The 23980-nt window shown below is 64.9% G+C and carries 25 protein-coding genes and 1 tRNA gene; 16 read left to right on the top strand and 10 right to left on the bottom strand.

Annotated elements, in window-relative coordinates; translation table 11 throughout:
- The first annotated feature begins 44 nt into the window (after positions 1-44).
- From O9320_05305 to O9320_05290, 4 genes are all read left to right on the top strand, one after another.
- Entirely contained in the window at positions 45-1034 is a 990-nt protein-coding gene (locus O9320_05305; GenBank protein MCZ8310248.1) for an ABC transporter ATP-binding protein, read from the top strand.
- Positions 1024-1977, top strand: a complete 954-nt coding sequence (locus O9320_05300; protein MCZ8310247.1) for a lysophospholipase — start codon at positions 1024-1026, stop codon at positions 1975-1977. Before O9320_05305 ends, O9320_05300 begins: the two co-directional genes overlap by 11 nt.
- Positions 1974-2555, top strand: coding sequence for a ferric reductase-like transmembrane domain-containing protein (locus O9320_05295; GenBank protein ID MCZ8310246.1), 582 nt, complete (start codon positions 1974-1976; stop codon positions 2553-2555). Before O9320_05300 ends, O9320_05295 begins: the two co-directional genes overlap by 4 nt.
- Positions 2556-2575: 20 nt before the next feature.
- Positions 2576-2652: transfer RNA gene (locus tag O9320_05290), tRNA-Arg, on the top strand.
- A 95-nt stretch (positions 2653-2747) separates the two neighbouring features.
- On the opposite strand, the gene O9320_05285 is transcribed toward O9320_05290, so the two are convergent.
- Entirely contained in the window at positions 2748-3686 is a 939-nt protein-coding gene (locus O9320_05285) for a LysR family transcriptional regulator (protein MCZ8310245.1), read from the bottom strand.
- A gap of 95 nt (positions 3687-3781) precedes the next feature.
- Here O9320_05285 and O9320_05280 point away from each other — a divergent pair, with 95 nt between their 5' ends.
- Entirely contained in the window at positions 3782-4426 is a 645-nt protein-coding gene (locus O9320_05280; GenBank protein ID MCZ8310244.1) for a DsbA family protein, read from the top strand.
- Positions 4354-5352 (top strand): MBL fold metallo-hydrolase, encoded by a 999-nt coding sequence (locus tag O9320_05275; protein MCZ8310243.1) that lies wholly within the window; start codon positions 4354-4356, stop codon positions 5350-5352. The genes O9320_05280 and O9320_05275 overlap by 73 nt, the downstream gene beginning before the upstream one ends.
- A 61-nt stretch (positions 5353-5413) precedes the next feature.
- Here the strand turns inward: O9320_05275 and O9320_05270 are convergent, their stop codons facing one another.
- The 7 genes from O9320_05270 to O9320_05240 form a co-directional block, all read right to left on the bottom strand.
- Positions 5414-6337, bottom strand: coding sequence for a polysaccharide deacetylase family protein (locus tag O9320_05270; protein MCZ8310242.1), 924 nt, complete (start codon positions 6335-6337; stop codon positions 5414-5416).
- Positions 6338-6347: 10 nt separating this feature from the next.
- Complete coding sequence (locus tag O9320_05265) at positions 6348-7148, bottom strand: ABC transporter permease (GenBank protein ID MCZ8310241.1); 801 nt, start codon at positions 7146-7148, stop codon at positions 6348-6350.
- Positions 7145-7996 carry an ABC transporter permease gene (locus tag O9320_05260; GenBank protein ID MCZ8310240.1) on the bottom strand — a complete coding sequence of 284 codons (852 nt, stop codon included), beginning with the start codon at positions 7994-7996 and terminating at the stop codon, positions 7145-7147. The genes O9320_05265 and O9320_05260 overlap by 4 nt, the downstream gene beginning before the upstream one ends.
- Positions 7993-9075 carry an ABC transporter ATP-binding protein gene (locus O9320_05255; GenBank protein ID MCZ8310239.1) on the bottom strand — a complete coding sequence of 361 codons (1083 nt, stop codon included), beginning with the start codon at positions 9073-9075 and terminating at the stop codon, positions 7993-7995. The genes O9320_05260 and O9320_05255 overlap by 4 nt, the downstream gene beginning before the upstream one ends.
- A 22-nt stretch (positions 9076-9097) precedes the next feature.
- Positions 9098-10147, bottom strand: coding sequence for an ABC transporter substrate-binding protein (locus O9320_05250; GenBank protein MCZ8310238.1), 1050 nt, complete (start codon positions 10145-10147; stop codon positions 9098-9100).
- Positions 10148-10343: 196 nt separating this feature from the next.
- Positions 10344-11084, bottom strand: a complete 741-nt coding sequence (locus tag O9320_05245; GenBank protein ID MCZ8310237.1) for an aspartate/glutamate racemase family protein — start codon at positions 11082-11084, stop codon at positions 10344-10346.
- Positions 11085-11825: an aspartate/glutamate racemase family protein gene (locus O9320_05240; protein MCZ8310236.1), complete on the bottom strand. Its 741-nt coding sequence runs from the start codon at positions 11823-11825 to the stop codon at positions 11085-11087.
- A gap of 59 nt (positions 11826-11884) precedes the next feature.
- Here O9320_05240 and O9320_05235 point away from each other — a divergent pair, with 59 nt between their 5' ends.
- From O9320_05235 to O9320_05200, 8 genes are all read left to right on the top strand, one after another.
- The gene (locus tag O9320_05235; protein ID MCZ8310235.1) at positions 11885-13396 is read left to right on the top strand and encodes an amidohydrolase family protein; all 1512 of its coding nucleotides are present in this window, start codon (positions 11885-11887) and stop codon (positions 13394-13396) included.
- A 43-nt stretch (positions 13397-13439) separates the two neighbouring features.
- Entirely contained in the window at positions 13440-14180 is a 741-nt protein-coding gene (locus O9320_05230; protein MCZ8310234.1) for an aspartate/glutamate racemase family protein, read from the top strand.
- 3 nt (positions 14181-14183) lie between these two features.
- On the top strand, positions 14184-15059 hold the full coding sequence (locus O9320_05225; protein ID MCZ8310233.1) for a polysaccharide deacetylase family protein: 876 nt from the start codon (positions 14184-14186) through the stop codon (positions 15057-15059).
- Positions 15060-15345: 286 nt separating this feature from the next.
- Positions 15346-16380 (top strand): amino acid ABC transporter substrate-binding protein, encoded by a 1035-nt coding sequence (locus tag O9320_05220; protein ID MCZ8310232.1) that lies wholly within the window; start codon positions 15346-15348, stop codon positions 16378-16380.
- A 60-nt stretch (positions 16381-16440) separates the two neighbouring features.
- Positions 16441-17619 carry an ABC transporter permease subunit gene (locus O9320_05215; GenBank protein ID MCZ8310231.1) on the top strand — a complete coding sequence of 393 codons (1179 nt, stop codon included), beginning with the start codon at positions 16441-16443 and terminating at the stop codon, positions 17617-17619.
- 4 nt (positions 17620-17623) lie between these two features.
- Positions 17624-18736: an amino acid ABC transporter permease gene (locus O9320_05210; protein MCZ8310230.1), complete on the top strand. Its 1113-nt coding sequence runs from the start codon at positions 17624-17626 to the stop codon at positions 18734-18736.
- 58 nt (positions 18737-18794) lie between these two features.
- Positions 18795-19841 (top strand): ABC transporter substrate-binding protein, encoded by a 1047-nt coding sequence (locus O9320_05205; protein MCZ8310229.1) that lies wholly within the window; start codon positions 18795-18797, stop codon positions 19839-19841.
- 48 nt (positions 19842-19889) lie between these two features.
- Positions 19890-21053 (top strand): MFS transporter, encoded by a 1164-nt coding sequence (locus O9320_05200; GenBank protein MCZ8310228.1) that lies wholly within the window; start codon positions 19890-19892, stop codon positions 21051-21053.
- Here O9320_05200 and O9320_05195 read toward each other — a convergent pair.
- Positions 21050-21592: an MOSC domain-containing protein gene (locus tag O9320_05195; GenBank protein MCZ8310227.1), complete on the bottom strand. Its 543-nt coding sequence runs from the start codon at positions 21590-21592 to the stop codon at positions 21050-21052. The genes O9320_05200 and O9320_05195 overlap by 4 nt on opposite strands.
- Complete coding sequence (locus tag O9320_05190) at positions 21589-22476, bottom strand: helix-turn-helix transcriptional regulator (protein ID MCZ8310226.1); 888 nt, start codon at positions 22474-22476, stop codon at positions 21589-21591. The genes O9320_05195 and O9320_05190 overlap by 4 nt, the downstream gene beginning before the upstream one ends.
- Positions 22477-22570: 94 nt before the next feature.
- On the opposite strand from O9320_05190, the gene O9320_05185 reads away from it, so the two are divergent.
- Together O9320_05185 and O9320_05180 are read left to right on the top strand one after the other, a co-directional pair.
- Positions 22571-23275 carry an ABC transporter permease gene (locus O9320_05185; GenBank protein MCZ8310225.1) on the top strand — a complete coding sequence of 235 codons (705 nt, stop codon included), beginning with the start codon at positions 22571-22573 and terminating at the stop codon, positions 23273-23275.
- Entirely contained in the window at positions 23268-23972 is a 705-nt protein-coding gene (locus tag O9320_05180) for an ATP-binding cassette domain-containing protein (protein ID MCZ8310224.1), read from the top strand. The genes O9320_05185 and O9320_05180 overlap by 8 nt, the downstream gene beginning before the upstream one ends.
- The last annotated feature ends 8 nt before the right edge of the window (positions 23973-23980 follow it).

Genomic DNA, 23980 nt, shown 5'->3' with positions numbered 1-23980 from the left:
CCCGTGTTTGACCCTGCGGGCACAGGGGTGCTAGCAAACGCTGCATGAGCGACCAAGCAAAACTGCCGGACAACGCGCCCATCAACGCGATCGAGACGATCGGTTTGCGCAAAGTCTACGCGCCGCGCGGCGCCATGCCCGCGAAAGTCGCCCTCGACGGCATCGACCTTGCCGTGCCGCGCGGTGGCATTTTCGGCCTGCTCGGCCCCAACGGGGCGGGCAAGTCGACGCTGATCAACATTCTGGCCGGCCTCGTCAACAAAACGTCCGGGATCGCGCGCATTTGGGACATCGATATCGACCGCGACGCACGCGCCTCGCGTGCCGCCATCGGCGTTGTGCCGCAAGAACTCAATATGGACGCGTTTTTCACGCCGCGCGAACTGCTCGATCTGCAGGCCGGGCTCTACGGCGTGCCGAAGCCCGAACGCCGCACGATGGAAATCCTCGCGGCCGTCGGGTTGGCGGACAAGGCGGACGCCTATGCGCGCACGCTGTCGGGCGGCATGCGCCGGCGCCTGCTGGTCGCCAAAGCGCTTGTTCATTCCCCGCCTGTGCTGGTGCTCGACGAGCCGACGGCGGGTGTGGACATCGAATTGCGCCAAAGCCTGTGGGCCTATGTGCGCGAACTCAACCAAGGCGGCACCACGGTGGTGCTGACCACGCACTATCTGCAGGAAGCCGAAGAATTGTGCGACCGCATCGCGATCATCGATCGCGGCAGGCTCGTGGCATGCGACACCAAGCAAGCGCTGCTTGCGCGCCTCGATGCCAAGGAATTGCGCATCGTCGTCGATTGCGATCTGGGCGAACTGCCGGCACGGCTTGCGGCCTTGGGCGTAACGCGGCTCGATGCGCGCACGCTGCAACTGCGCTATCGGCCGAGTGCGGCGCGCGTCGAGGAGTTGCTTGCGGCCGTGCATGGCAGCGGGCTCGGCATCGTCGACCTTGCGACGCGCGAGAGCGATCTTGAAGATCTTTTCCTGCAATTGGTCCGCAAGAGCAACGATCGCCAGGCCAGCGATGCGGCCTAACCAAGCGGTTGCTGCGGCGATGCTTGCGTTTTTTCTGGGGGCGTGCACCTCGCAACTCAATCCGCGCGGGGCGGCCGTGCAAGCGCCCGAGATGCGGGCCGACGCGTTTGTCGTCGAAGACGGGGCCGTGCTGCCCTATCGCCGCTGGCAGCCGGAAGATGCGGCGCAAACGCGCGCCGTAATCGTCGCGTTGCACGGTTTCAACGACCATTCGCGCGCGTGGGACATGCCGGCCCAAGCTTGGGCTGCGCGCGGCATTGCGCTTTACGCCTACGACCAGCGCGGCTTCGGGCGCGCGCCCCAACCCGGCATTTGGGCCGGCAGCGACGCGTTGGTCGCCGACCTTGCAAGCGTGCATGCCCTCGTTGCGGCGCGCCATGCGGGCGTGCCGATTTTCGTGGCCGGCGAAAGCATGGGCGGGGCGGTCGCGATGGCGGCCATTGCGCGCGGGGCGATTCCGGGCGCACCCGGCACTGTGCTCGTGGCCCCCGCCGTGCGCAGCCGGGCGAGCCTCACCTGGTTCGAACGCGGCGGGCTGTGGCTGCTCTACCGCACGGTGCCGGGATTTGCGCCGCGCGTCGAAGTGCAGGGCATCGTGCCGTCCGACAATGTGGCGATGATGCGCGAATTGGCGCGCGATCCGCTGTTCTTGAAGCGCACGCGCGTCGATGCGCTCAAGGGCCTTGTCGATCTGATGGACGAGGCAAGCGCTGTAGCCCCCAAGCTCGAGGCGCCGCTGCTGGTGCTGGTGGGTGCGCGCGACACGCTGGTGCCGGGCGATCCGATGGCGCAGATGCTCGCAAGCCTGCCGCCCGCCCCGCCCGCCGACCGGCAGGCAATCGAATATCCGAGCGGCTACCACATGCTGCTGCGCGACCAGGCGCGCGCGCGCGTGCATGACGACGTCGCCGCCTGGATCCTCGCGCGGGTCCCGCCGCGATGAAGCCGGTCGCCGCCGCCGGTTGGGCGATGGCGGCGGCCCCGGCCGTGCTGCTGGCGGCGGGCTTGCTCGACGGCAGCTACGCCGCCTCGCCCTGGCGCTTGGCCGTGCGCGAAACCGGCTTGTGGGCGATGCGCTTTACCGTGCTGGCGCTGCTCATTTCGCCGCTGCTGAGCTTTCGACTGTTGGCGCCGATCGAGCCATGGCGGCGCGCCTTTGGGCTCGGCGGTGCCCTCTATGCGTTTGCCCATCTGTACTTCTGGACCCGCCAATACGGGTTCGATTGGCCGTTTTTGTTCGAGGAACTGCTGCGTCTTTTTCTCGCACTGGGCTTGGCCGCCACTTTGCTGATGGTGCCGCTCGCGGCCACCTCGAACGGGGCCTCGCGCGCGTGGCTGGGAATGCCGCGTTGGCGCCAGCTGCATCTTTTGGTCTATCCGGCTTCCCTGTTGGGCTGGCTGCATTTTGCGCTGGCCGTGCGGCTCGACCGCACCGAGCTTTATGCGCAGGCCGCCGCCCTGGGCTTGGCCCTCGTGCACCGCGTTTGGCGCGGATTTGCAAAGCCGCAGGGCATGCGCTAGGTTCCGGCCCGAATTGGTGAGCGCCCGTAGCTCAGTTGGATAGAGTGTCAGCCTCCGAAGCTGAAGGTCGCGCGTTCGAGTCGCGCCGGGCGCGCCAATATCTTTCCTCTCGATCCTTCGAGCACACCGCGCGAAATGCCGTCGAGCGGGGCTCCGGCCGCGTCTTCGATTCCGCTCTTTTGCCGCACACACTCAGGGTATGCGCAAATGCGCATCCTGGGACGGCGCAGTCCGGGTGGCCGCCAGCAGCATATCGACAAAGGCGGTCACTTTGCGCGGGCGAAATCTTGTCGCCGGATAGACCGTGTATACGCCGCCGGACGGGAGCTGCCATTCGGGCAGAATATGGCGCAGTCGGCCCGCCGCCAGATCGGCTGCGACAAGATAGTCGGGCAGCACCGACAGCCCGCCGCCCTCGAGAACCGCCGCCAGCACGCCCGGAGTCGTATCGATGGCGACGCTGGCGCGCATTCGAACTGTCTGCTGTTTGCCCGCAGGGCGCGATAGGGTCCAGGTCAGCGGCTCGCGCAAAGCCATATTGGCGATGAAGGGCAGCTCAGCCAACTGCTTGGGGTCTCGCACCGCCGCTGCCCGATCGGCAAGCGCCCCGCCGCCAACGAGCAATTGCCTGAAACCGCCTATCCGCCGGGCCGACAGACTCGAATCCGCAAGCCAGCCAACACGAATGGCCATATCGATACGGCCATTCGCCAGATCGAGCAGCGCGTCGCCGAGCGTTAGTTCAACCTGACAGTCCGGATAGCGCGTGGTGAACGACGTCACCACCGGCACGACGATCGCAGTGCCATAGTCGTTCGGCGCTGTGATGCGCAGGACTCCGCTCGGCTGGGCCACCGTCTGGGCCAATTCGTCGACGGCCGTCTCGGCCTCGCGCAGTATCAGCAGACAGCGCGCATGCAACAGGCGGCCGGCTTCCGTCGGATGGACCCGCCGGGTAGTGCGGACGAGCAGGCTCGTCCGCAGGTCGCGCTCCAACTGGGCGACTTGCTGGCTGACCACCGCCTTGGTGATACCGAGCCTTTCGGCGGCGCGCGTAAACGACCCCGTATCGACCACGGCGGCGAAATAGGAAAGGCGGTTAAGGTTTATCGTGCGAATGATCGCCTCCAAAGAAATTGTATTGAAATACCATACAGTCTGTATTCTTTGTTTGTCTTCTATAGTCAATAATCGTGTGGCAAATGCTGGCATCAAGGAGATGCGGCATGACCAAGCGCACACACGCCACTTATTTGTTCGACCCGCTATGCGGCTGGTGCTACGGCGCCGCGCCAATGTTGGAACGGCTCGCCGCCGATGGCGATCTTGCCATTGAAGTTTTGCCGACCGGCCTGTTCGCCGGCGAAGGTGCCCGGCCGATGGATTCCGGCTTCGCAGCCTTTGCATGGAGCAACGACGAACGTATCGCTCGATTGACGGGGCAGATTTTCAGCGAAGCCTATCGTCGGCATGTCTTGGAGAAACCTGGCACGCGGTTCGATTCCGGCCCGGCGACGCTGGCGCTGACCGCCGTCGCCCTTATAGCACCGGATCGGCAACTGGAGGCGCTACGGGCGATTCAGGCGGCACGCTACGTCGACGGGCGCGACATCACGGATTTTGCCGTTCTCAACGCGATCCTCCGTTCTCTGAGTCTCGTGGAAGCTGCCGAAAGGCTGCAGAAGCCGGATGACGCGCTGGTCGTGGCCGGCAAATCCCATATCCAAAAAGGCCAAACGGCAATGCGCAGCTTTGGCGTCACCGGCGTGCCGAGATTGATCGCCGGTATCGGAGAAACGTGCCGACCGGTGCCGGGCGCCGCCCTGTTCGGCGACGCCGAAGCGTTGATCGCCCTGCTCAAGGCGGCTTGATTTCACGCCCTCTTTTTTTGTCCAACTGGGAGAACACCATGCTTACGAGGAGAAACGTTATGAAAGCCGCAGCTGGAGCGCTCGCCGCGACCTCTGCCGGATTTGCCATGGCAGCGGGCCGCCTCGCCTGGCGACACTTGCCCGCCGGCGAAACCGGTTTCTACCGTGCGCCGGTGCTGCTCAGCGGCGGCTCGGAAGCCATGTTGATCGACGGTGGTTTCACCTATTCGGACGGCCGGAAGGTCGTCGAGGCGATCCGTGCCACCGGCAAGACCCTGACGACCATCTATGTCAGCCAGTCTGACCCCGACTATTACTTCAGCCTGAAACCAATCACGACGGCTTTCCCGAATGCGCGCGTGCTCGCCGCGTCGGCGACGATCGCCGCGATCCGCGGCAACGTGGAAAAGAAGCTGGCCGTGTGGGGCCCGCAACTCAAGGACAACGGCCCACAGTCGCTTGCGGACATCGTAATCCCCGACAGCTTCGACGGCGCCACGTTGCATGTCGACGGCGCGGCCGTCGAGATTGTTGCCGCCGACGAGCTTGCCAACCGGCGCACGCTTTTCGTGCCGGATCTAAACGCCGTTTTTGGCGGCGTGTTGATCTTCGCCGGAGTCCATGTCTGGACCGCCGACACGCCCGAAAAGACGCAGCGCGCAAGCTGGCGCGCCAATCTGGAAAAGCTCTCCGCGCGCAAGCCCGCGATCGTCGTGCCTGGCCATATGGCGACGGCAGCGGCGACGGACGGCTCCGCCATCGCATTCACCCTCGCCTATCTGACCGCGTTCGAGGAGGAACTGGCGCGCGCTGCGAATGCCGCCGCACTCAAGGCGGCGATGGAAGCGCGCTTCAGCGGCCTGGGCATGGGCATTGCGCTCGATATCGGTTCCAAGGTGGCGACAGGCGAAATGAAATGGGGTTGAAAGGGCCCGAGCCCCTGAACGTCTGTTCACGGGCTCGGCGCGACGCTGCCCTTTGCGCGGCCTAGCCGCGCGCCTGCCAAGGCCCGAGGCCCGTTGCTTGGCGCCACGCATGCGCGATCTCGTCGCGGCGCGCGAACCACACGCCCGGCTTGCCGCACGCGTGGGCCAAGAATCTTTCGAGCCCGCCGATGCGCGCAGGTTTGCCGATGATGCGCAAATGCAGCCCCACCGACAGCATGCGCGGCTGCGTCGCACTTTCGGCCAAGAGCCGGTCGAACGCGCCGATGCAGTAGGTCGCAAAGTCGCCTGCCTGTACGAAGCCGCCATTGTTGTTGAAGCGCATGTCGTTCGTGTCGAACGAATAGGGCAGCACGATGTGCGATTTGCCGAGCATCGTTACCGCATAGGGCAGATCGTCGTTGTAGGCGTTCGAATCGTAGAGGAAGCCGCCATGCTCGACGAGCAGGCGGCGCGTGTTGATCGAGGTCGCCGAGCGCGTGTGCCAACCGACGGTGGGCGTTCCGCTCGCCGCCTGCAATGCGTCGACCGTGGCGACGATCACGTTGCGCTCGTGGGCCTCGTCCATCGCCACATGCCGCTCCCAGCGCCAGCCATGCGCTGAGATTTCGTGTCCGTCGGCAACGGCTTCTTGCGCCAACCACGGCGACAAGGCCACGGCGCGGCCGTTGCAGCTCATCGTCGCGCGCACGCCGTATTGGCGCAGCACGCTGCGCAGACGCGGCCAGCCTGCGCGCGTGCCGTATTCGAAGTGCGATTCCATGCACAGATCGCGCTGGCCTTCGACGCGCTCGACCGCCTCGTAGATGAATTCGTTGGCTTCGTCGCCCATGCCGCGCGAAAGCTCCGCCCCTTCCTCGACATTGACGACGACCGACACGGCAAGCGTGGCACCATTGGGCCAATGGCGGATCGGCGAGAGGCCGGCGTGCCCGCGAAAATCGCGGTCGTGTTCGGGAAGCTGCATCGGATTTGCTTTAGATCTCGGCTAGACGGCGCAGGCCCACCACGCGCTCGCAGATCAAGAGCAGTACGAGCACGAGGCCGATCAGCAGCGACGAAATCGCTGCGATGGTCGGGTCGGGCTGCTCTTCGACATAGTTGAGCATCTGGATGGGCAATGTCTTTGTCCAGGCATTGGTGAAGAAGATCGAGATCGCATAATTGTCCATCGACGCGAGAAAAGCGAATATTCCCGACGTTACGAAAGCCGGGGCGAGATTGGGCAGCAGCACCCGCCCGATCGCGGCCGGATACGAGCAGCCCAGCGTGCGCGCCGCATCGACGAGCGAGAAGTCGAACAGCGTCAGCGCCGAATAGAGCGTGCGCACGACGTAGGGCATGGTGATGATCACGTGCGCGATCACAAGGCTCGTCCACACGTCGCGCAATCCCGCAAAGCGCAGGCCTTGCAGCAAGGCGATGCCGAGCACCAAGCCCGGCAGCATCAAGGGCGAGGTCAGGAACGCGAGGATCGCTTCGCGGCCTGCAAAACGGCCGCGTGCCAACGCGATCGACGCCATGCCGCCCAACAGCAGCGATGCGGCGGTCGCGAGCAGGCCGACCTGGAACGATACCGCCAAGGCCGAGCTTAGCCCCCGCAGATTGGCAAGCCGCTCGTACCAGCGCAGCGACCAGCCCGGCGGGGGCAGCGTGAAAACAGCGCTCGAGCCGAACGACACGATCACGGTCACGACGAGCGGCGTCATCAGGAAGATCGTGACCGCGCCGGCGATCGTCCAGACGACCGCGGTCGCGCTGCGTTCGGCGAGCGTCATCGCGAATCCCCCTTGCGTCGCACGGCCCAGGTGCTGAAGGCGACAATGGCAAGGGCGAGGGCCAGCAGCACGCTTGCGGTCACGGCACCGAGTTGCTCATTGCGCATCAACAAGAACGAGCGGCCTACGAGGGTCGCCAAAGTCTGGAAGCGGTCGCCGATCAGCAGGCTCGGGATCACGTACATCGACACGGCCAGCGAAAAGACGATCGATGCCCCGCTCACAATGCCGGGCATGGCCAGCGGCAACGCCACTTTGAAAAAGCGGTAGAGGGGCGAAGCGCCGAGTGTCGCAGCCGCATCCTGGATGTTCGGATCGACGAGTTTCAGCACCGAATAGATCGGCAGGATCATGAACGGCAAAAACAGATTGGCCGCGCCGATGATCAGCCCCGTTTCGGTGAACAGAAGCAGTTTCGGCGTGTCCCACACGCCGAGGCCGACCAGGATATTGGCGACGATACCGTCGCGGCGCAGCACGATCTGCCAGGCGAAGGCTTTGACGATCACGCCGACCGACAAAGGCAGGATGATCGCAACGAGCAGGGCCACCTGCACGAAGCCGCGTGCGCGCGACAGCGCCACGGCGGTCGGGTAGCCGATGGCAAGGCAGATCAGCGTGGTGATCGCCGCTACGCGCAGCGTGTTGCCGATCACGCGCCAGTTGAACGCGTCGCTCAAAAACGAAACATAGCCCGCGAGCGTGAATCCGTCGGGTCCGCTGAAACTGCGCAACAGCAGCCCCGCCACCGGGATCGCAAAAATCGCGACCATGTAGAGGAGAGCCGGCACGGCCAGGATCGCGATGCGATCCGTGCGTGCCAGCCGGTTCTTGAGGGCCGCAATCATTGCGGCGTGCCGTCGTGCGGGAAAATGAGCGTGTCGTCGTACGACCAGGACAGGCGGGCCGTGTCGCCGACCGCGAGGTCGGGCGGGATCTGGGCGGCTTCCACGAGCAGCGTCTGCGCCTCGCCCGCCGCAAAATGCAGATGCACTTTCGAGCCCTGGAACACAAGCTCGGTCAGTTTTGCGTCGAGCGTGTTTGCTTCCGTTTCGGCGGCGTTGATGCGGATGCGCTCGGGCCGGATCGCGAGCAGCACAGGCACGCCCGCCATGAAACTGGCGGCCGCAAAAAAGCGGCCGACCGGCGTTTCGACTGCAAGCGTGCCGTTCGCACTTGCGCCCGCTTTGCCGACAATGCGCGTCGAATGGCCGACGAAGCCCAAAGCGAACGGCGTTTTGGGGCGCAGATAGATCGCGTCCGGCCGGTCGAATTGTTCGATCGCACCGCCGCTCATCACCGCGACGCGGTCCGACATGACGAGCGCTTCTTCTTGGTCGTGCGTGACCAGCACTGTCGTGATGCCGACGTCGCGCAGCAGCCGCTTGAGTTCAATCTGCATCGTCTCGCGCAGCTTGCGGTCGAGGGCCGAAAACGGTTCGTCGAGCAGCAGTAATTTGGGGGCGACCGCCAACGCGCGCGCCACCGCCACGCGCTGCTGCTGGCCGCCCGAAAGCCCGCGTACGGGCCGTGCCGCCATCTCGGTCAGGTGCACGAGGTCGAGAAACTTCGCGACCGTGGGTGCGATGTCGGCCTGCGGCCGGCGCTGGGCGCGCAGGCCGAACGCGACATTGTCGGCGACCGACAAATGCGGGAACAGCGCGTAGTTCTGGAAGACGACACCCACGCCGCGCTTGTGCGTGGGCAGGTTGCCGATCTCGGAGCCTGCCAGACGCACGCTGCCGCGATCGGCGTCGAGCAGCCCTGCGACGATGCGCAGCAGCGTGGTTTTGCCGCAGCCCGAAGGTCCGAGTAGCGAGACGAACTCGCCGCGGTTCACGCCAAAATCCACGCCGCCGAGCACGCGGTTGCCCGCGAAGGATTTCTCGGCGCCGCGAATGTCGAGAAAGGCTTCGCTCGCACTCATCGCGCGGCTCGGCACTGCGGCCCTAGAGCGACAGCTCGCGATCCCAACGCGCGACCCATGCAGCACGGTTTTCCGACACGTTGGCCCAGTCGACTGGATGCACGATGAGGCTCGACAACCCGGCCGGTGCAGGAACCGTGCGGTTGGTCGGCAGCGCAAACGTCGCTTCCGTGACCTTGGCCTGGATTTCCGGGCTCAGCAGCATGTCGACATAGGCAGCCCCCAGCTCGGGCAGCGGTGCGCCTTTGACGAGTGCGATACCCGACGGCATCGAGAAGGTGCCTTCTTTGGGTGCGGCGAGTTCGATCGGCGCACCCTTTGCCTTGCGTGCAAGGGCGAGCGTGGAGATCGCACCCGCCACCATGAAGGCTTCGCCCTGTTCGAGCAGATTGTAGGCTTGGCCTTCCTGCGTGTAGGCCATCAGGATGTTGGCCTTCATCTCTTTGAGCTTGGCGAAGGCGGAGTCCATGTCCTTCTGCGCTTCGGCCATCGGCTTGCCGGTCTTGAGGAACGAGGCCAAGAACAGGTTCATGACACCTTCGGTGTTCTGCAGCGAAGGCAGAATCACGCGGCCTTTGTATTTGGGATCGTAGATCTCGGCCCAGCTCGTGGGGGCGGCCATGCGGGTTGTGTTGTAGGCAATGCCGACCCACGGCTGCAGGTAGTTGACCCACATGCCGTTCATGTGCGTCACACCGGGCTTCAGCGACGCCGAGTTGGGCACTTTGGCGGCCGTGATCGGCTCGAGCAGGCCTTCGCGCACGGCCAAGATCATCACCGGATCGTCCATCTGCACGACCGAGAGATATTGTTTGTCCTTGTTCTTCTGCATCTTCTCGAGATTGACGAGCGAGCGGGTACCCTCGAAAACGACCTTCACATTGTGCTTCTTTTCGAAGGCCGGGATCATGATCTCTTCCGACCAGCTGCGCTGGCTCGAGGCTGCACCCACGACCAGTTCGCGCGTCTGCGCGCGGATCACCGACGGGCTTGCAAGGCTGCCGGCCGACAGGGCGGCGGCACCGGCCAGAACGCTGCGGCGGCTGAGCTTGGGAAGATGGCGGACGGTCATGGCGGACTCCTTAAAAGTTGACGGGCGGCCGAAAGCCGCTTGGGTGCCGAACGGCGACCTGATGTCTTGGGGGGAGACCGGCGGTCGTCTGCATGCGAAGCAAGCGATATGCCACGGCACGCAGATGCCGATTCTGCTTGCATCGCCGACGGCACGGCCGCGCGCGTGCGCAAAAATTCGGCGCTTTTTTGGGCGCCTACAGCGCGAAGACGCGGCCCCAGTCGCGGGAAGCCGACGTCGGATCCACACCCAGCATTTTGAGCGCTTGCCACAGCACGATCGTGGTTGCGTCGAGGAACGGGATACCGGTTTCGGCCTCGATCTCGGCCGCGACCCAGGCCGATGGATAGTTCGTGCACCAGCCCAGGATCGCATCGGGCCTTGCCGCCGCCGCCCGGCGCGCCTGTGCGCGGATTTCGTCGAGCGGCACGCTCGCATAGCTCAGATTGTCGGCCATGCGTGAGTTTTCGCGCGCCACGGTCGCAAAGCCGATTTCCGCGAAATTCTTTTCGACCTTGGCCTGGTAGGCGTCGCCATAGGGCGTCACGAAAGCAAGCCGCGAAGCACCCAGCAGCCCGAGCGCTTCGATGGTCGCGAATAACGACGTGGTCGCCGGGCATTTGGCGCTTGCTTCAAGCCGCGTGCGCAACTCGCGTTCGACCGCGATGCCGACCGAACCGCCCTTGCTGCCGTTCCACACGACCACGCCGGGCCGCGCATGGCCGAGCAATTCGGCGGCGCGCAGCATGTTCGTCCAGTCATAGGCGTCCGGATAGGGGTCGGATGCGCCGAACACGGGCGAGCGCGAAAAATGCGGCGACACGCTCGGGAAATTGCGCAGCACCGCCAAGGTCGCGCGCTCGACGACTGTGTTGCCCGAGGGCGTCACGGTCGCCAAAAAATGTTTGTGCATTTCGAACGCAGCGGCTTGCGACATCTACGGTACCTCGCGGAACAAACGACCCCAGCCTTGCACGCGGGCAGGTGCAGTACCTGCCGCGCGCAGGCCTGCCCATACGGCGGTGGCAACAGAGTCGTAGATCGGAATGCCGGTCTCGGCCTCCAGCGCTTCGACGATGGGGCCGCCGCGCATATTGGTGCAGAAAACCGCGATCGCATCTGGCTTTTCCTTCGCGACCTCGCGCACGAGATCGGCGATCGTCGCTTCCGAATACTGCGAAAACGAGAAATTGCCGCGGTCGCGCAGATGGCGCTCGGCGATGCAGTCGAAGCCTTCGGCCGCGAAGTTCGCGACGATCTTGTCCTGGATTTCGTCGAGATACGGGGTCACGAGGCCGATGCGTTTGGCGCCGGTGCTGCGCAGGATTTCGGCAAGGGCGAGCACCGAGGTGCCGGTTTTGGCGCCCGTCGTCGCCGTAATCGCCGCACATAGATCGCGGTCGCGCTCGAGGCCAAGCCAGCCCGACGACGTGCCGTTCCATACGATGGCATCGACCTTGGCATCGGCCAGCAGCAAGGCCGCATCGAGGATCGGCTGCAGGTCGAACTGCGCCAGCGCCGCCGTCGACAGCGAAATCTCAGTCACGCGGAAGCGCCCGAAATGGGCGGTCACGTCCGGCAAGCCCGCAAGCATTGCCGTGGTCACCGGCTCAAGCACGGTGTTGGAAGACGGCGTGAGCATGCCGATGCGTTTGTGCAGCGTAGGATCGATGGTCATGCGCCGAATGTTAGCAATTTCCGTACCCGAACCGCACGCGACTCGATAGAGTTTCGCGGATGACCGGCGATTTGCTGATACGCGGTGCGCGCATCCTCACGATGGAGACGCCGCGCCATATCGAGGCGGGCGATATTCTCATTCGCGGCGGCCGCATTGCCGCGGTGGGCGATGTGGCCGCCGATCTTGTGCCCGACGGCATTCGCACGCTCGATGCGCGCGGCAAACTCGCAGTGCCCGGCCTCGTCAACGCGCATGTGCATTCGCCGGGCAATCTGATGCGCGGCTGTCTCGACGGGTATCCACTCGAAGTCTTCATGCTTTACGAAGTGCCGCCTTTGGCCGCCGAAGGGCAGGGGCGGCGCCTTGCCTATCTGCGCACGGCCTTGGGGGCGATCGAGATGCTGAAGCTCGGCATCACGACGGTGCTCGACGATGCGTTCTACGTACCGACCGTGACACCCGACGCGATCGATGCTGTGATGGAAGCCTATCGCGACAGCGGCATGCGCGCGACGATGGCGCTCGACCAGCCCAACATCGTCGAATACGACAAGCAGCCTTTCTTGGCCGAGCTCATTCCGCCCGCGATTCGCGCGCGCATGGATGCGGCGCCGCGCCAATCGGCCGACGAATTGATGGAATGCTACGCGCATCTGGTCGCGCGTTGGCATGGGGCCGAAGGCGGGCGGTTGGGCGCAGCGGTATCGTGCTCGGCCCCGCACCGCGTCACGCAGGACTATTTCGCGCGTCTGAGTGCCTTGTCGCGCGAACGCGATCTCCCGTTTTTCGTGCATATCCTCGAGACCAAAACCCAGCGCGTGTTCGGCGAAGAAAAACTCGGCAAATCGCTGGTGCGTTACGTGCACGATCTCGGGCTGCTCGACGAACGCATGCTCGTGATGCACGCAATCTGGATCGACGACGACGACATCGACCTGCTGGCGCGCTCGGGCTGCACTGTGTCGCACAATCCGGTGTGCAATCTGCGCCTGGGCAGCGGCATCATGCCGTGGCGCCGTTTGCGCGACGCAGGTGTGCATCTCGCACTCGGCACCGACGAGGCCACGGTCGACGACACGCACAATCTGTGGCTTGTCGCGAAGTCGGCGGCCCTTGTGCACACGCTGACGCGCACCGACTATCGCGATTGGCCCAAAGCGCCCGAGATTCTCGACGCGCTGTATCTCGGCGGCGCGCGTGCGGCGCGCGCGCCCGTGCCGTTGGGGCGCCTTGCGCCAGGTGCGGCGGGGGATGTGGCGCTGCTCGATCTTGCGACCACGGCATTCACGCCGCTCAACGATCTCGAGCGCCAGCTTGTCTATTGCGAAACCGGCTCCTCGGTGCGCGACGTCGTCGTGGGCGGTCGTCTTGTTGTCGAAAACGGCAAGCTGCTCACGCTCGACGAGGCCGCGATTCTGGCCGAGGTTGCGGCACTCGCCCCGGCACTTGGCGCCGGCATGGCCGAGCTGCGCCGCGAAGCGGGCGAACTCGAGCCTTACTATCGCGCGCTCTATCTGCGCGCGATGGCGCGCGACGTGGGCCTCGACCGGCGCGGTCGCGACGGCTAGGCTCGAAAGCGTTTCCAAACATCTTTCAAACGAGTGTTCCGCGATGCGTCTGCTGCTGGTCAATTCCAACACCTCCGAATTCGTCACGGGCAAAGTGGCCGACGCCGCGCGCTTGGCGGCTTCTCCCGGCACCGAGATCCGCGCCGTCACCGGCAGTTTCGGCGCACGCGTGATCGGCTCGCGCAGCGAAAACGCGATTGCCGAGCATTCGACGATGGCGCTCGTCGCCGAACATGCGGGCGACTGCGACGGCGTTTTGATCGTCGTCTCCTACGACACCGCCGTAACGGCCGCGCGCGAAATGTTGTCGGTCCCTGTGCTCGGCATGACCGAAGCCGCCTTGCACGTGGCGACCTTGGTGGGGCGGCGCGTGGGCGTAATCCTGTTCGGCAAGCGCGTGCTGGGGCTCTACCGCGACACGATTGCCGCAACCGGGCTCGGCGGCTGCGTGGCCGGTTGGCGCGCGCTGGAAAGTGCCGCACCCTACGCGCCCGGCGACCAGAGCGAGGTCGAGCGCATGATCGTCGAAGCGGCAAACGACCTCGTCGAGCGCGACCATGTCGAGGCGATCGTCTTGACGGGGGCCGTGATGGCAGGGGTACCTGCGCGCCTGCAAGACAAGATCCCCGTACCGATGTTCGACGGCATCACGACCGGCGTGCCGCTGCTCGAAGCGCTCGTGCGCATTCGCCCGGCCAAGGCGCGCACAGGCAGCTATGCGTTGCCTGTGGGCCGCGAGACTGTCGGCCTGTCGCCCGCACTTGCCGCCCGCTTTAAGGGCTGACCAATGGATCTGCCGCATCCCGGCCGTTTCGACGATGTGCCGATCGTGCGGCGGCCGGCCGGTGCGTGGCCTGAAGGCAAGCGCTTGGCGGTCTATGTCGCGCTCAATCTCGAAAGCTACGCGTTCGGCGAGGGCCTCTCCGAGGACATCGTGCCCGGATCGGGCACGCCCGACGTGCTGAATTGGTCGTGGCGCGAATACGGCAATCGTGTGGGCGCATGGCGGCTGCTCGACGCGTTTAAGCAGAGCTGCATCGTCCCGTCGCTGCTGGTCAATTCGGCGATTTACAAGCGCCATGCGGAACTCGCACAGGCGTTCCGCGCCGCAGGTGCCGCGATTGTCGCACATGGGCGCACGAATTCCGAAAGCCAAGCCGGGCTCGACGAAGCGGCGGAGCGCCAACTCATCACGCAAGCGCGCGACGCGATCGCCGCACATGCGGGAACAGCCCCGCTAGGCTGGCTCGGGCCGTGGATCGCCGAAACAAAGCACACGCCCGATCTCTTGCACGCGGCGGGCTTTTCCTACGTGCTTGATTGGTGCATGGACGACCAACCGATCTGGCTCAACGTGCAGGGCGGCCGGTTGCTGAGCGTACCCTATCCGCAGGAGCTCAATGATTCGAACGCCATCGTGGCGCGGCGCCACAGTGCGGCCGATTTCGCCGACATGATCGTCGACCAGTTCGACGAAATGCGTGAACAGGCGGAGGGCCAGCCGCTCGTGATGGGCGTTGCCTTGCATGCCTATGTTGCGGGCCAGCCCTTTCGTTTGCGCAAGCTGAAGGCCGCTTTGCGCCATATCGGCACTGCCCATCCTGACGTGTGGCTCGCGACAAGCGACGCGATCGCCGCACATTGGGCAAGATCGAAAGCTTGAGCGCCCGCGTTCGCGGCAGAGCGAAAACTACAATTTTCACGCGGGAAAACATTTAGGCAGATTTAACGATTTTTGCCTGTAAACCGGGCGAAATATCGCGTTTGCGCCATCTTGAAGATGGCCCGCGAATTGCTCATATGTCCGGATGACGTGTATCGGGACAATCTTTGCCCCGGCCGCACGCACGACCGACAGCGCCCATGTCCCGCCGTAAAAAGCGGGCATGGGCGTCGCTAAGAATCCCCCCCAAGCCCCGACCACAGGGGCGCATGAACGGAGGCTACCAGTGAAATTCGCGACGATTTTTGCCGCATCTGCGGCGGCATTCTTTGTGTTCGCACCGGCGGCGGTTCTCGCCGGTCCGGCACTCGACGCCATCAAGCAGCGCGGCACGCTGCGCTGCGGCGTACAGGGGCCGAGCAATCCGGGCTTCGGCGTCCCCGACACGCAAGGCCGCTGGTCCGGCTTCAACGTCGATATCTGCCGCGCCGTGGCGATCTCGATCTTCAACGACCCGAACAAGGTCGAATTCGTTCCCGTGACGACGCAGAGCCGCTTCCCCGCACTCGCGTCTGGCGAAGTCGACATGCTGTCGAACAACACGACCTGGACGCTGACGCGCGACACCAACGTCAACCGCTTCAACTTCCCCGCCGTCGTGTTCTACGACGGGCAGGCGATGATGGTGCCGCGGCGCCTCAACGTCACGAGTGCGCGCGGTCTCAACGGTGCGACGGTCTGCGTGCAGCCCGGCACCACGACCGAGCTCAACCTCGCCGACTATTTCCGCCAGCACAACATGACGTTCCGCCCGGTCGTCGTGGCCGATCTCGACGAGCTGCGTCGTACCTACGATGCGGGCCGTTGCGACGTCTACACGAACGACTTCGCGGCACTGGCCGCCCAGCGCACCTTGCTCACCAACCCGCGCGACCACGTGATCCTGCCCGAGCGCGTGTCCAAGGAGCCGTTGGGGCCAGCCGTGCGCCAGGGTGACGAAGAACTCACGAACCTCGTCGCATGGACCGTGTTTGCGCTGATCGATGCCGAAGAAATGGGCATCACGGCCGCCAATGTCGATCAGATCGCGGCCAGCTCGACCAACCCGGTCGTGCGTCGCCTGCTCGGCGCTGAAGGCAACATGGGCGAATCGATCGGTGCGGCCAATGCTCTTTACGCCCGCACGATCATCAAGACGTTCGGCAACTACGGCGAAATCTTCGAACGCCACATCGGTGTCAATACCCCGCTCGGCCTCGAGCGCGGCATGAACAACGTGTGGACCAAGGGCGGCCTCCTCTACGCCCCGCCCGCACGCTGAGTCGAGCCAAGGACGGCCGCTGCCGGCTTATCGGCAGCGGCCACTTGGATTTCGCAGCAAATGCAACAAGCCACCTCTTCGACCTCGTCGCTGCCCGCTTGGTGGTACGACCGCACGGCGCGTGCGCTTGCCTTGCAGGCGACCCTCCTGTTCGTCGTTGTGGCAGCTGCGATCTTCTTCTTCTCGAACGTCCAGACCAACATGGCCGCGCGCGGCCTCACGCTGGGCTTCGGCTTCCTCGACCGCTCGGCCGGCATTCCGATCGGCGAATATTTGATTCCCTACACGCCGTCGAACAGCTATGCGCGCGCGTTGCTCGTGGGGCTGCTCAACACGCTGCGCGTTGCCATTATCGGCTGCCTTCTGGTCACGCTGCTCGGCGTGTTCCTCGGCATTCTGCGCCTCTCTGAAAATCCGCTGCTGTCGGGCCTCGTCGGTGCCTATATCGAAATTGTGCGCAACACGCCTGTGGTGCTGCAACTCGTGTTCTGGCTCGTGGTGTTCCAGCAACTGCCGAGCGTGCGCGAAGCGCTCAATCCGCTGCCGGGCGTGTATCTCTCGCAGCGCGGCCTCAAGATCCCCGTGCTCGAATGGAACGATGCGGCCGTCTTTGCGCTGGCAGGCCTTGCCCTGGCGATCGCGGCGATCGTGTGGACCACGCGGCGCGCGCGCGCGCATCAGATGCAGACGGGCGAATATCGCCGTGTGTGGCCGATCTGCGTCGGCTATCTTGTGATGCTGCCTCTGGCTGCCGCCCAGCTGACCGGCGACCGCCTGATCCTGTCGGTGCCGGAACTGCAGGGCTTCAACTTCGCGGGCGGTGCGGAGCTGAGCCCGGAATTCGCGGCACTGCTCACAGGCCTTGTGATCTACACGGCGGCGTTTGTCGCCGAGATCGTGCGCTCGGGCATCCAGTCGGTCGGCAAGGGCCAGTGGGAGGCGTCGCGCGCGCTCGGGCTTTCGAATGGCCGCATCATGCGCCTTGTCATTCTGCCGCAGGCCCTGCGCGTGATCGTGCCGCCGCTCACGAGCCAGTACCTCAATCTCACCAAAAACTCGTCGCTTGCGATCGTGATCGGCTATCAGGATCTGTTCAGCGTTTCGAACACCTCGATTAACCAGACCGGCCAGGCGATCGAGGTGATCTTCATCATGATGACGGTCTATCTCGTGCTGTCGCTGCTGACGGCGGCCGGCATGAATATCTACAACGCGCGCGTCGCGCTGAAGGAGCGCTAGGCGCATGGCCGATCTTGCCGCTCCGATGTCGGCGCCGCGTGCCGCAAGTGCCACCTGGCGCAGCGTCGCGAACGGCCTGCGTCTGCGCTATTTCGGCACGCCGCTGAATGCCGCGATCACCCTCGTGTGCCTCTACGTGCTCTACAAGATCCTGCCGCCGATCCTCGGCTGGGCGATGTTCGACGCGCACTGGACGGGTACTGCCGCCCAATGCCGCGAAGCGCGCAGCGGTGCTTGCTGGGCGTTCATCGACGAGAAATTCTGGTTCGCCGTTTTCGGCCTCTATCCCTACGAGCTGCGCTGGCGCCCGGCCACGATGCTGTCGCTGTTTACAGTCATGGTCGGCCTGTCGCTGTTCCGCCGGCTGTGGTCGAAGAATCTCATCTATGCCTGGCTTGCCGCATCGGCGCTGATGTTCATGCTGATGGACGGCACCTTCTTCGGTATCGAGATTTTCGGAACCCAGGTGCCCACGCGTCTGTGGGGCGGGCTCACCGTCACCGTGTTCATCGCCGTGTTCGGCCTTGCGACCGGCTATCCGCTCGCGATCCTGCTCGCACTCGGGCGGCGCTCGCACATGCCGGTCGTCAAATGGTTCTGCGTTGCGGTCATCGAATGTGTGCGCGGCGTGCCGCTCGTCACGATCATCTTCATGGCGGCGATCATGCTGCCCCTGTTCCTGCCCTCGGGCATGACGATCGACCGGCTGTTCCGCATCCAGTTCGCCTACACGATCTTCTCGGCGGCGTATCTGGCCGAAGTCGTGCGCGGCGGCTTGCAGGGCCTCGGGCGCGGCCAATACGAGGCGGCCGAATCGCTGGGCCTCAACTATGCGCAAAAAATGCGCCTGATCGTGCTGCCGCAAGCGCTCAAAATGACGATCCCGGCGCAGGTCAACACGTTCATCGGCTTGTTCAAGGATACGACGCTCGTCGTCATCGTCGGCATTTTCGACTTTTTCACCACGCTGCGCGCGGCGCTTGGCGATCCCAACTGGATGGGCTTTCCCAACGAGGCCTACGTCTTCGCGGCCCTCACCTATTTCATCTTGTGTTTCGGCATGTCGAAATACAGCCAGCGCCTGGAACGCGACCTGTCCCCCGAAACGCGGCGCTAGACTGCAATTGGCATAGGGCTTGCGTGGATTTCCGCCTCGCAAGCCGGAGGGGGATGCCATGCACAAGCCGAAAAACGTCGCGCGCCGGACGTTTCTGAAATCCGCGGCCGCCGCAGGCGCTTTGGCGGCTTTGCCGGCCCCTTACGTGTTCGCGCAGAGCGGCGGCGTGCCGGTGCGTTTTACCCTCAACCTGCCGCGCAACGGCACCAATTCGCCGTTCATCCATGCGGCCGAGCGCGGCTATTTCGCGCAAGAAGGCATTCGCATCGCGTCGATGGATCCGGCCTCGGGTGCCGACGCCATGCAGCGCGTAGCCTCCGACACCTACGATCTCGGTTTTGCCGACTTGCCGGCCCTGGCCGAATGGCATCTGCGCAATCCGGATGCGACACCGCTTGGCATCTTCAACATCTACCGATCCACACCGGCCGCGATCGTGTCGTGGAAATCGGCCGGCATCCAGAAGCCCGCCGATCTCATCGGGCGCACGGTCGGCGGCCCGCTCACCGACAATGCATTCCGGCTGTTCCCGGTTTTCTTCCGCGCCAATTCGCTCGATCCGGCGTCGGTCAAGTTCAACAACATGGATCTGCGCTTGCGCGAAGCCGTGTTCATGCGCCGCGAGGTCGAGGCGATCACCGGCTTCGATTCGACGATCTGGCTCAATCTGCGCGGGCTCGGCGTGAAGTTCGAAGACATCTCGATCATGCTCTATTCGCAGCACGGGCTCGATCTCTATTCGAACTCCGTGATCGTAAGCCGCAAATTCCTGCGCGAGAACGAAGCGGCGTTGCCGGGCTTCCTGCGCGCCACGATGCGCGGTTGGCGCGATGCGGTTGCCGATCCTGCGGCCGTAACCGAATCGCTGTTCAAGGCCGACGGGCTCGTGAACAAAGATATCGAGCGCGACCGCCTCAAATGGGTGCTCGACAACCAAGTGCTGGGGGCGGAGACGGCGCGTCTGGGCCTCGGCCAGATCGAGCTGCCGCGCCTGCAGCGCTCGGTCGAGTTGCTGGCGCGCGGGCTTGAATCGCCGCGCGTGGTGCAGGCCGATCTGCTCTGGTCCGACAAGTATCTGCCCGCCGCCGATCTGCGCCGCCTCTAGCGAAGCCGCCGCATACCCGCTAGACCCTTGGGGGGCGGGGGATCGGGAATGCGCGAATCCACACGGGTCACGGCCGGGCGCGGCTTGCGCGCTTTCGCCGACGGGTTTGCGGCCCTGTTGCTGCCGCTGCATCTGACCGCCCTCGGCTACGACACGTTTGCGGTCGGTGCGATTTCGACTTTGGCGCTCACAGGGGCCGCCCTTACGTCGCTCGGCGTGGGCATGGCGGCCCATCTCGCGTCGATCCGCACGCTCTTGCTGGGCGCTTCGCTCGCAATGGCGGCGACCGGGCTCGCCTTCGGTTTCGCGCAAGGTTTCTGGGTCGTGGCGGTGGTCGGGTTCGTCGGCACGCTCAATGTCGCAGGCGGGGATTCGAGCCCGTTCGTGCCGCTTGAACATGCCACGCTGGCCGCCGACGCCGACGGCCACGCGCGCACGATGGTATTTGCGCGCTACGGCTTCGTCGGGATTTTCGCGGGCGCTTTCGGCGCATTGTCGATCGGCCTCATCGACTATCTGGCGATTTCGACCGAGACGATGTTTTTCGTCTATGCGGCAATCGGCCTTGCGATCTTCGCCCTTTATCGCGGCGTGCCGGACAGCAAGCCCGAGAAGGGGGCCGCGCGCGTTCCGCTCCAGCAGTCGCGCCGCCATGTGCTGGTGCTGGCTGCGCTATTTGCAATCGACTCGTTCGCAAGCGGCCTCATCGTGCAGGCGATCCTGGCTCTGTGGCTGCTCGTGCGGTTCGATTTTTCGGCCGCCGAGACCGGGGCAGTTTTTTTCGCCACCCGCCTGCTCGCCGCGTTCTCACAGTTCGCGGCCGTGTGGCTCGCCAAGCGCATCGGCCTCATCCGCACGATGGTGTTCTCGCATCTGCCCGCCAATTTCCTGCTGATGGCAGTGCCTTTCGCGCCCGATGCCGAGATCGCGGTCGGGCTGCTTATGCTGCGCAGCCTGCTCACGCAAATGGACGTGCCGGCGCGCCAATCCTACGTGATGGCGACCGTCTCGGCGGCCGAACGGCCCGCAGCGGCGAGCCTTACGACCGCCCCGCGCACGCTTGCGACGGCCGTCGGGCCCATCCTTGCGGGTGCGATGCTGGCGGCCTCGAGTTTCGGCTGGCCGCTGGTTGCGGCGGGCGGCATCAAGATCGTCTACGATCTGCTGTTGCTGCGGCTCTTTGCCAAGCACAAGCCGCCCGAAGAACTTTAGACCGGTGCCAAAGCGACGAAGGGGCCGGGCGGTGCTTCGATGCGGATCGCATCGCCGGGCCGGACCTGCCCGCTTTTCAGCACGATCGCCATGATGCCGGATTTGCGCACGAGCGCGCCGTTCGCATCGCGGTCGAGGACGGCGGCCAAAAGGCCGCGCTGAAGCTTGTCGAGCTGCGCGCACGGATTGCGCAAGCCCGTGACTTGGATCGCCGCGTCGGCGCCCAGATGCAAAACGGTGCCCGTGCCAAGCCCGAGCAGGTCGATGCCGCGCGTGACGACGTTTTCGCCCATGGCGCCGGGGGCGAGTGCGAAGCCGCGACCGCGCAGCTCGTCGAGCAATTCGGCGTGGATCAGATGCACCTGGCGCAGATTGGGCGCGTTCGGATTGACTGCTATGCGGCTCAGATGCTGGACTGTCGTACCTGCGTGCGCGTCGCCCACGATTCCGAACCCTTCGCGAAGCTCGATGGCGTCTTTGGCAGGTTTCGAAAACTCGTGTTTGGCGTGGCTCGAAACGGCGATAATTGTCGGACTCATTGGTTCAGCACCACTTGGCCGAGGCACGAGAGATCGTAGCCGCCCAGATGCTCGGCATGTTTGGCAAGGGCGGGGCTGCGCGCGAAGGCGAGCAGGCTTTGGAGGGACGGTTCGAAATAGTCGCGCCGTCGCACGGCGATATCGAAGCGCTCGCGGAACAGCGGCACAAAATCGATGCCGAGCTGGCCCGCCGACGCGGCAACGCCGAAGCCTGCATCGGCATGGCCCTCGCGCACGGCAGCCGCAATCTCGGTCTCGTTGAAGGCGGGCAGGGGGGCGGCGTCGAGTTCGGTCAGGCGAATGCCCGCTTCGGCGAGGAGATGCATGAACAGAACATGGCTGCCTGCGGCCGGTTGGCGCAACATTGTTTTGATGCGACGGCGGCGGAGGTCGGCAAGCGTACGCAGCTTCTTGGGGTTGCCGCGCGCCACGAGCAGGCCTTGCGTGCGCCATGCCCAGCCGAACGCCACCAGATCGTGGCCCGGTAAGGCGGCCTGCAATGCCGGTACGTTGAAGGCGCCGCTGTCGGGATCGACGATGTGCAGGGCGGCCGCCATTGCACGGCGGTCGCGCAGGGCGTCGAGCCCGTCGAGACTGCCGCCCGGCAGGGCCGCAAGCCCGCAGCCCGAGCGCGTCAGCGCCCAATCGAGCAGCGGGTCGTGGCTGCCGGCAAGGATCGGCGGCGGCGAAGCGGGCTGTGCTTTAAGCGCGCCGAGGTCGGTGTTCTGCACGAGCCACGCATCGACGAGACTGCGCGGAAACAGCCATTTGCCGCCGATGCGCGCGCACGGGATGCGTTTGGCGCGCACAAGCTCGTAGATCGAGCGCGGCTTCAAGCGCAGATGGCGCGCGACTTCCTCGGTCGTCAAAACGGCTTCGCCCATGCTGCCTTTATGCAAAATCCTGCAAAAACATGCAAACTTTGCCGCGCAAGGGGTTTGACCTGCCTGCCGCGCCAACCGACATTCCCCCACATCCATGGCGATATTTGGCGATGCATTTGCGACGGCACTGGCTCTGCTGATCGGCGGCGACCCGCAACTGTTCGGGATCGTGGCGCTGTCGCTGCAAGTGAGCCTTGCCGCGACGTTGATCGCGGCCGCGATCGGCTTGCCGATCGGTGCGGCCTTGGCGCTCGCCCGCTTTCCCGGCCGCCAGACCATCGTCGTGATTCTCAACGCATTGATGGGGCTGCCGCCGGTCGTAGTCGGGCTCGTCGTCTATCTGCTGCTTTCGCGTGCAGGCCCGCTCGGCAGTTTGGGGCTGCTCTTCACGCCGGGCGCCATGATTGTGGCCCAGACCATTTTGATCGCTCCCATCCTGGCGGCACTTGCGCGCCAAACGCTCGAAGATGCGTGGGCCGAGCATTGCGACCAGCTACGCTCGCTGGGCGCAAGCCTCATGCAGTCGGCCGCCACGCTGCTGTGGGACACGCGCTATGCGCTCGTAACCGTCGTCCTCGCCGGGTTCGGGCGTGCGGCGGCCGAGGTGGGTGCTGTGATCATCGTCGGCGGCAACATCGCAGGTGTCACACGCACGATGACGACGGCAATCGCTCTCGAAACGAGCAAGGGCGATCTGGGTTTGGCACTCGCCCTCGGGATCGTGCTGCTCGCGGTGGTGCTTGCCGTCAATGCGGCGGCGGCGTGGCTCAAGAACATGTCGGTGCGCAGCTATGGCTAGCATCCTGCCGCTCGAGCTTGCGAATGTGCGCCTCGCGATCGGTGCCACGCTTGTCGCCGAGGATTTCACGCTCACGCTTGCCGCCGGTGCGCCCACGATCGTGGTCGGCGCCAACGGCTCGGGCAAGAGCACGTTGCTGCGGCTGTGCCACGGGCTTGCGACCCCGACCGGCGGCACGATCGCGTGGGCAAGCGATCCCCAGGGGCATCAGGCGATGGTGTTTCAGCGCCCGTCGATGCTGCGCCGCTCGGCCCTCGCCAACGTCGCCTACGGGCTCAAGCTGCGCGGCGTTTCGCATCGCACGCGCACCGAGATCGCGCGCGACAGGTTGCGCCGCGTCGGCCTTGAAGCGATTGCCGAGCGACCCGCGCGCGTGCTGTCGGGCGGCGAGCAGGCGCGCGTGGCGCTGGCACGCGCTTGGGCGCTTGACCCGCAGATTCTGTTTTTGGACGAACCCACCGCGAGCCTCGATCCGGCCGCAACGCGTGCCCTTGAAGACATTCTGCGCGCGATGGCCGACGAGGGCACCAAGATCGTGATGACGACGCACAATCTTGGCCAGGCGCGGCGTTTGGGTGCCGACATCGTCTTCTTGCATCGCGGCCGCGTGCGCGAACATGCACCCGCCGATCGCTTTTTCAAATCCCCCGGCACGCCGGAAGCGGCGGCCTATCTTGCAGGAGAATTGCCATGGTGAAGGTCACA

Source organism: Magnetospirillum sp. (genome assembly GCA_027532905.1).
Lineage (GTDB): Bacteria > Pseudomonadota > Alphaproteobacteria > CACIAM-22H2 > CACIAM-22H2 > Tagaea.
This window is presented reverse-complemented; position numbering and strand designations above follow the sequence as displayed.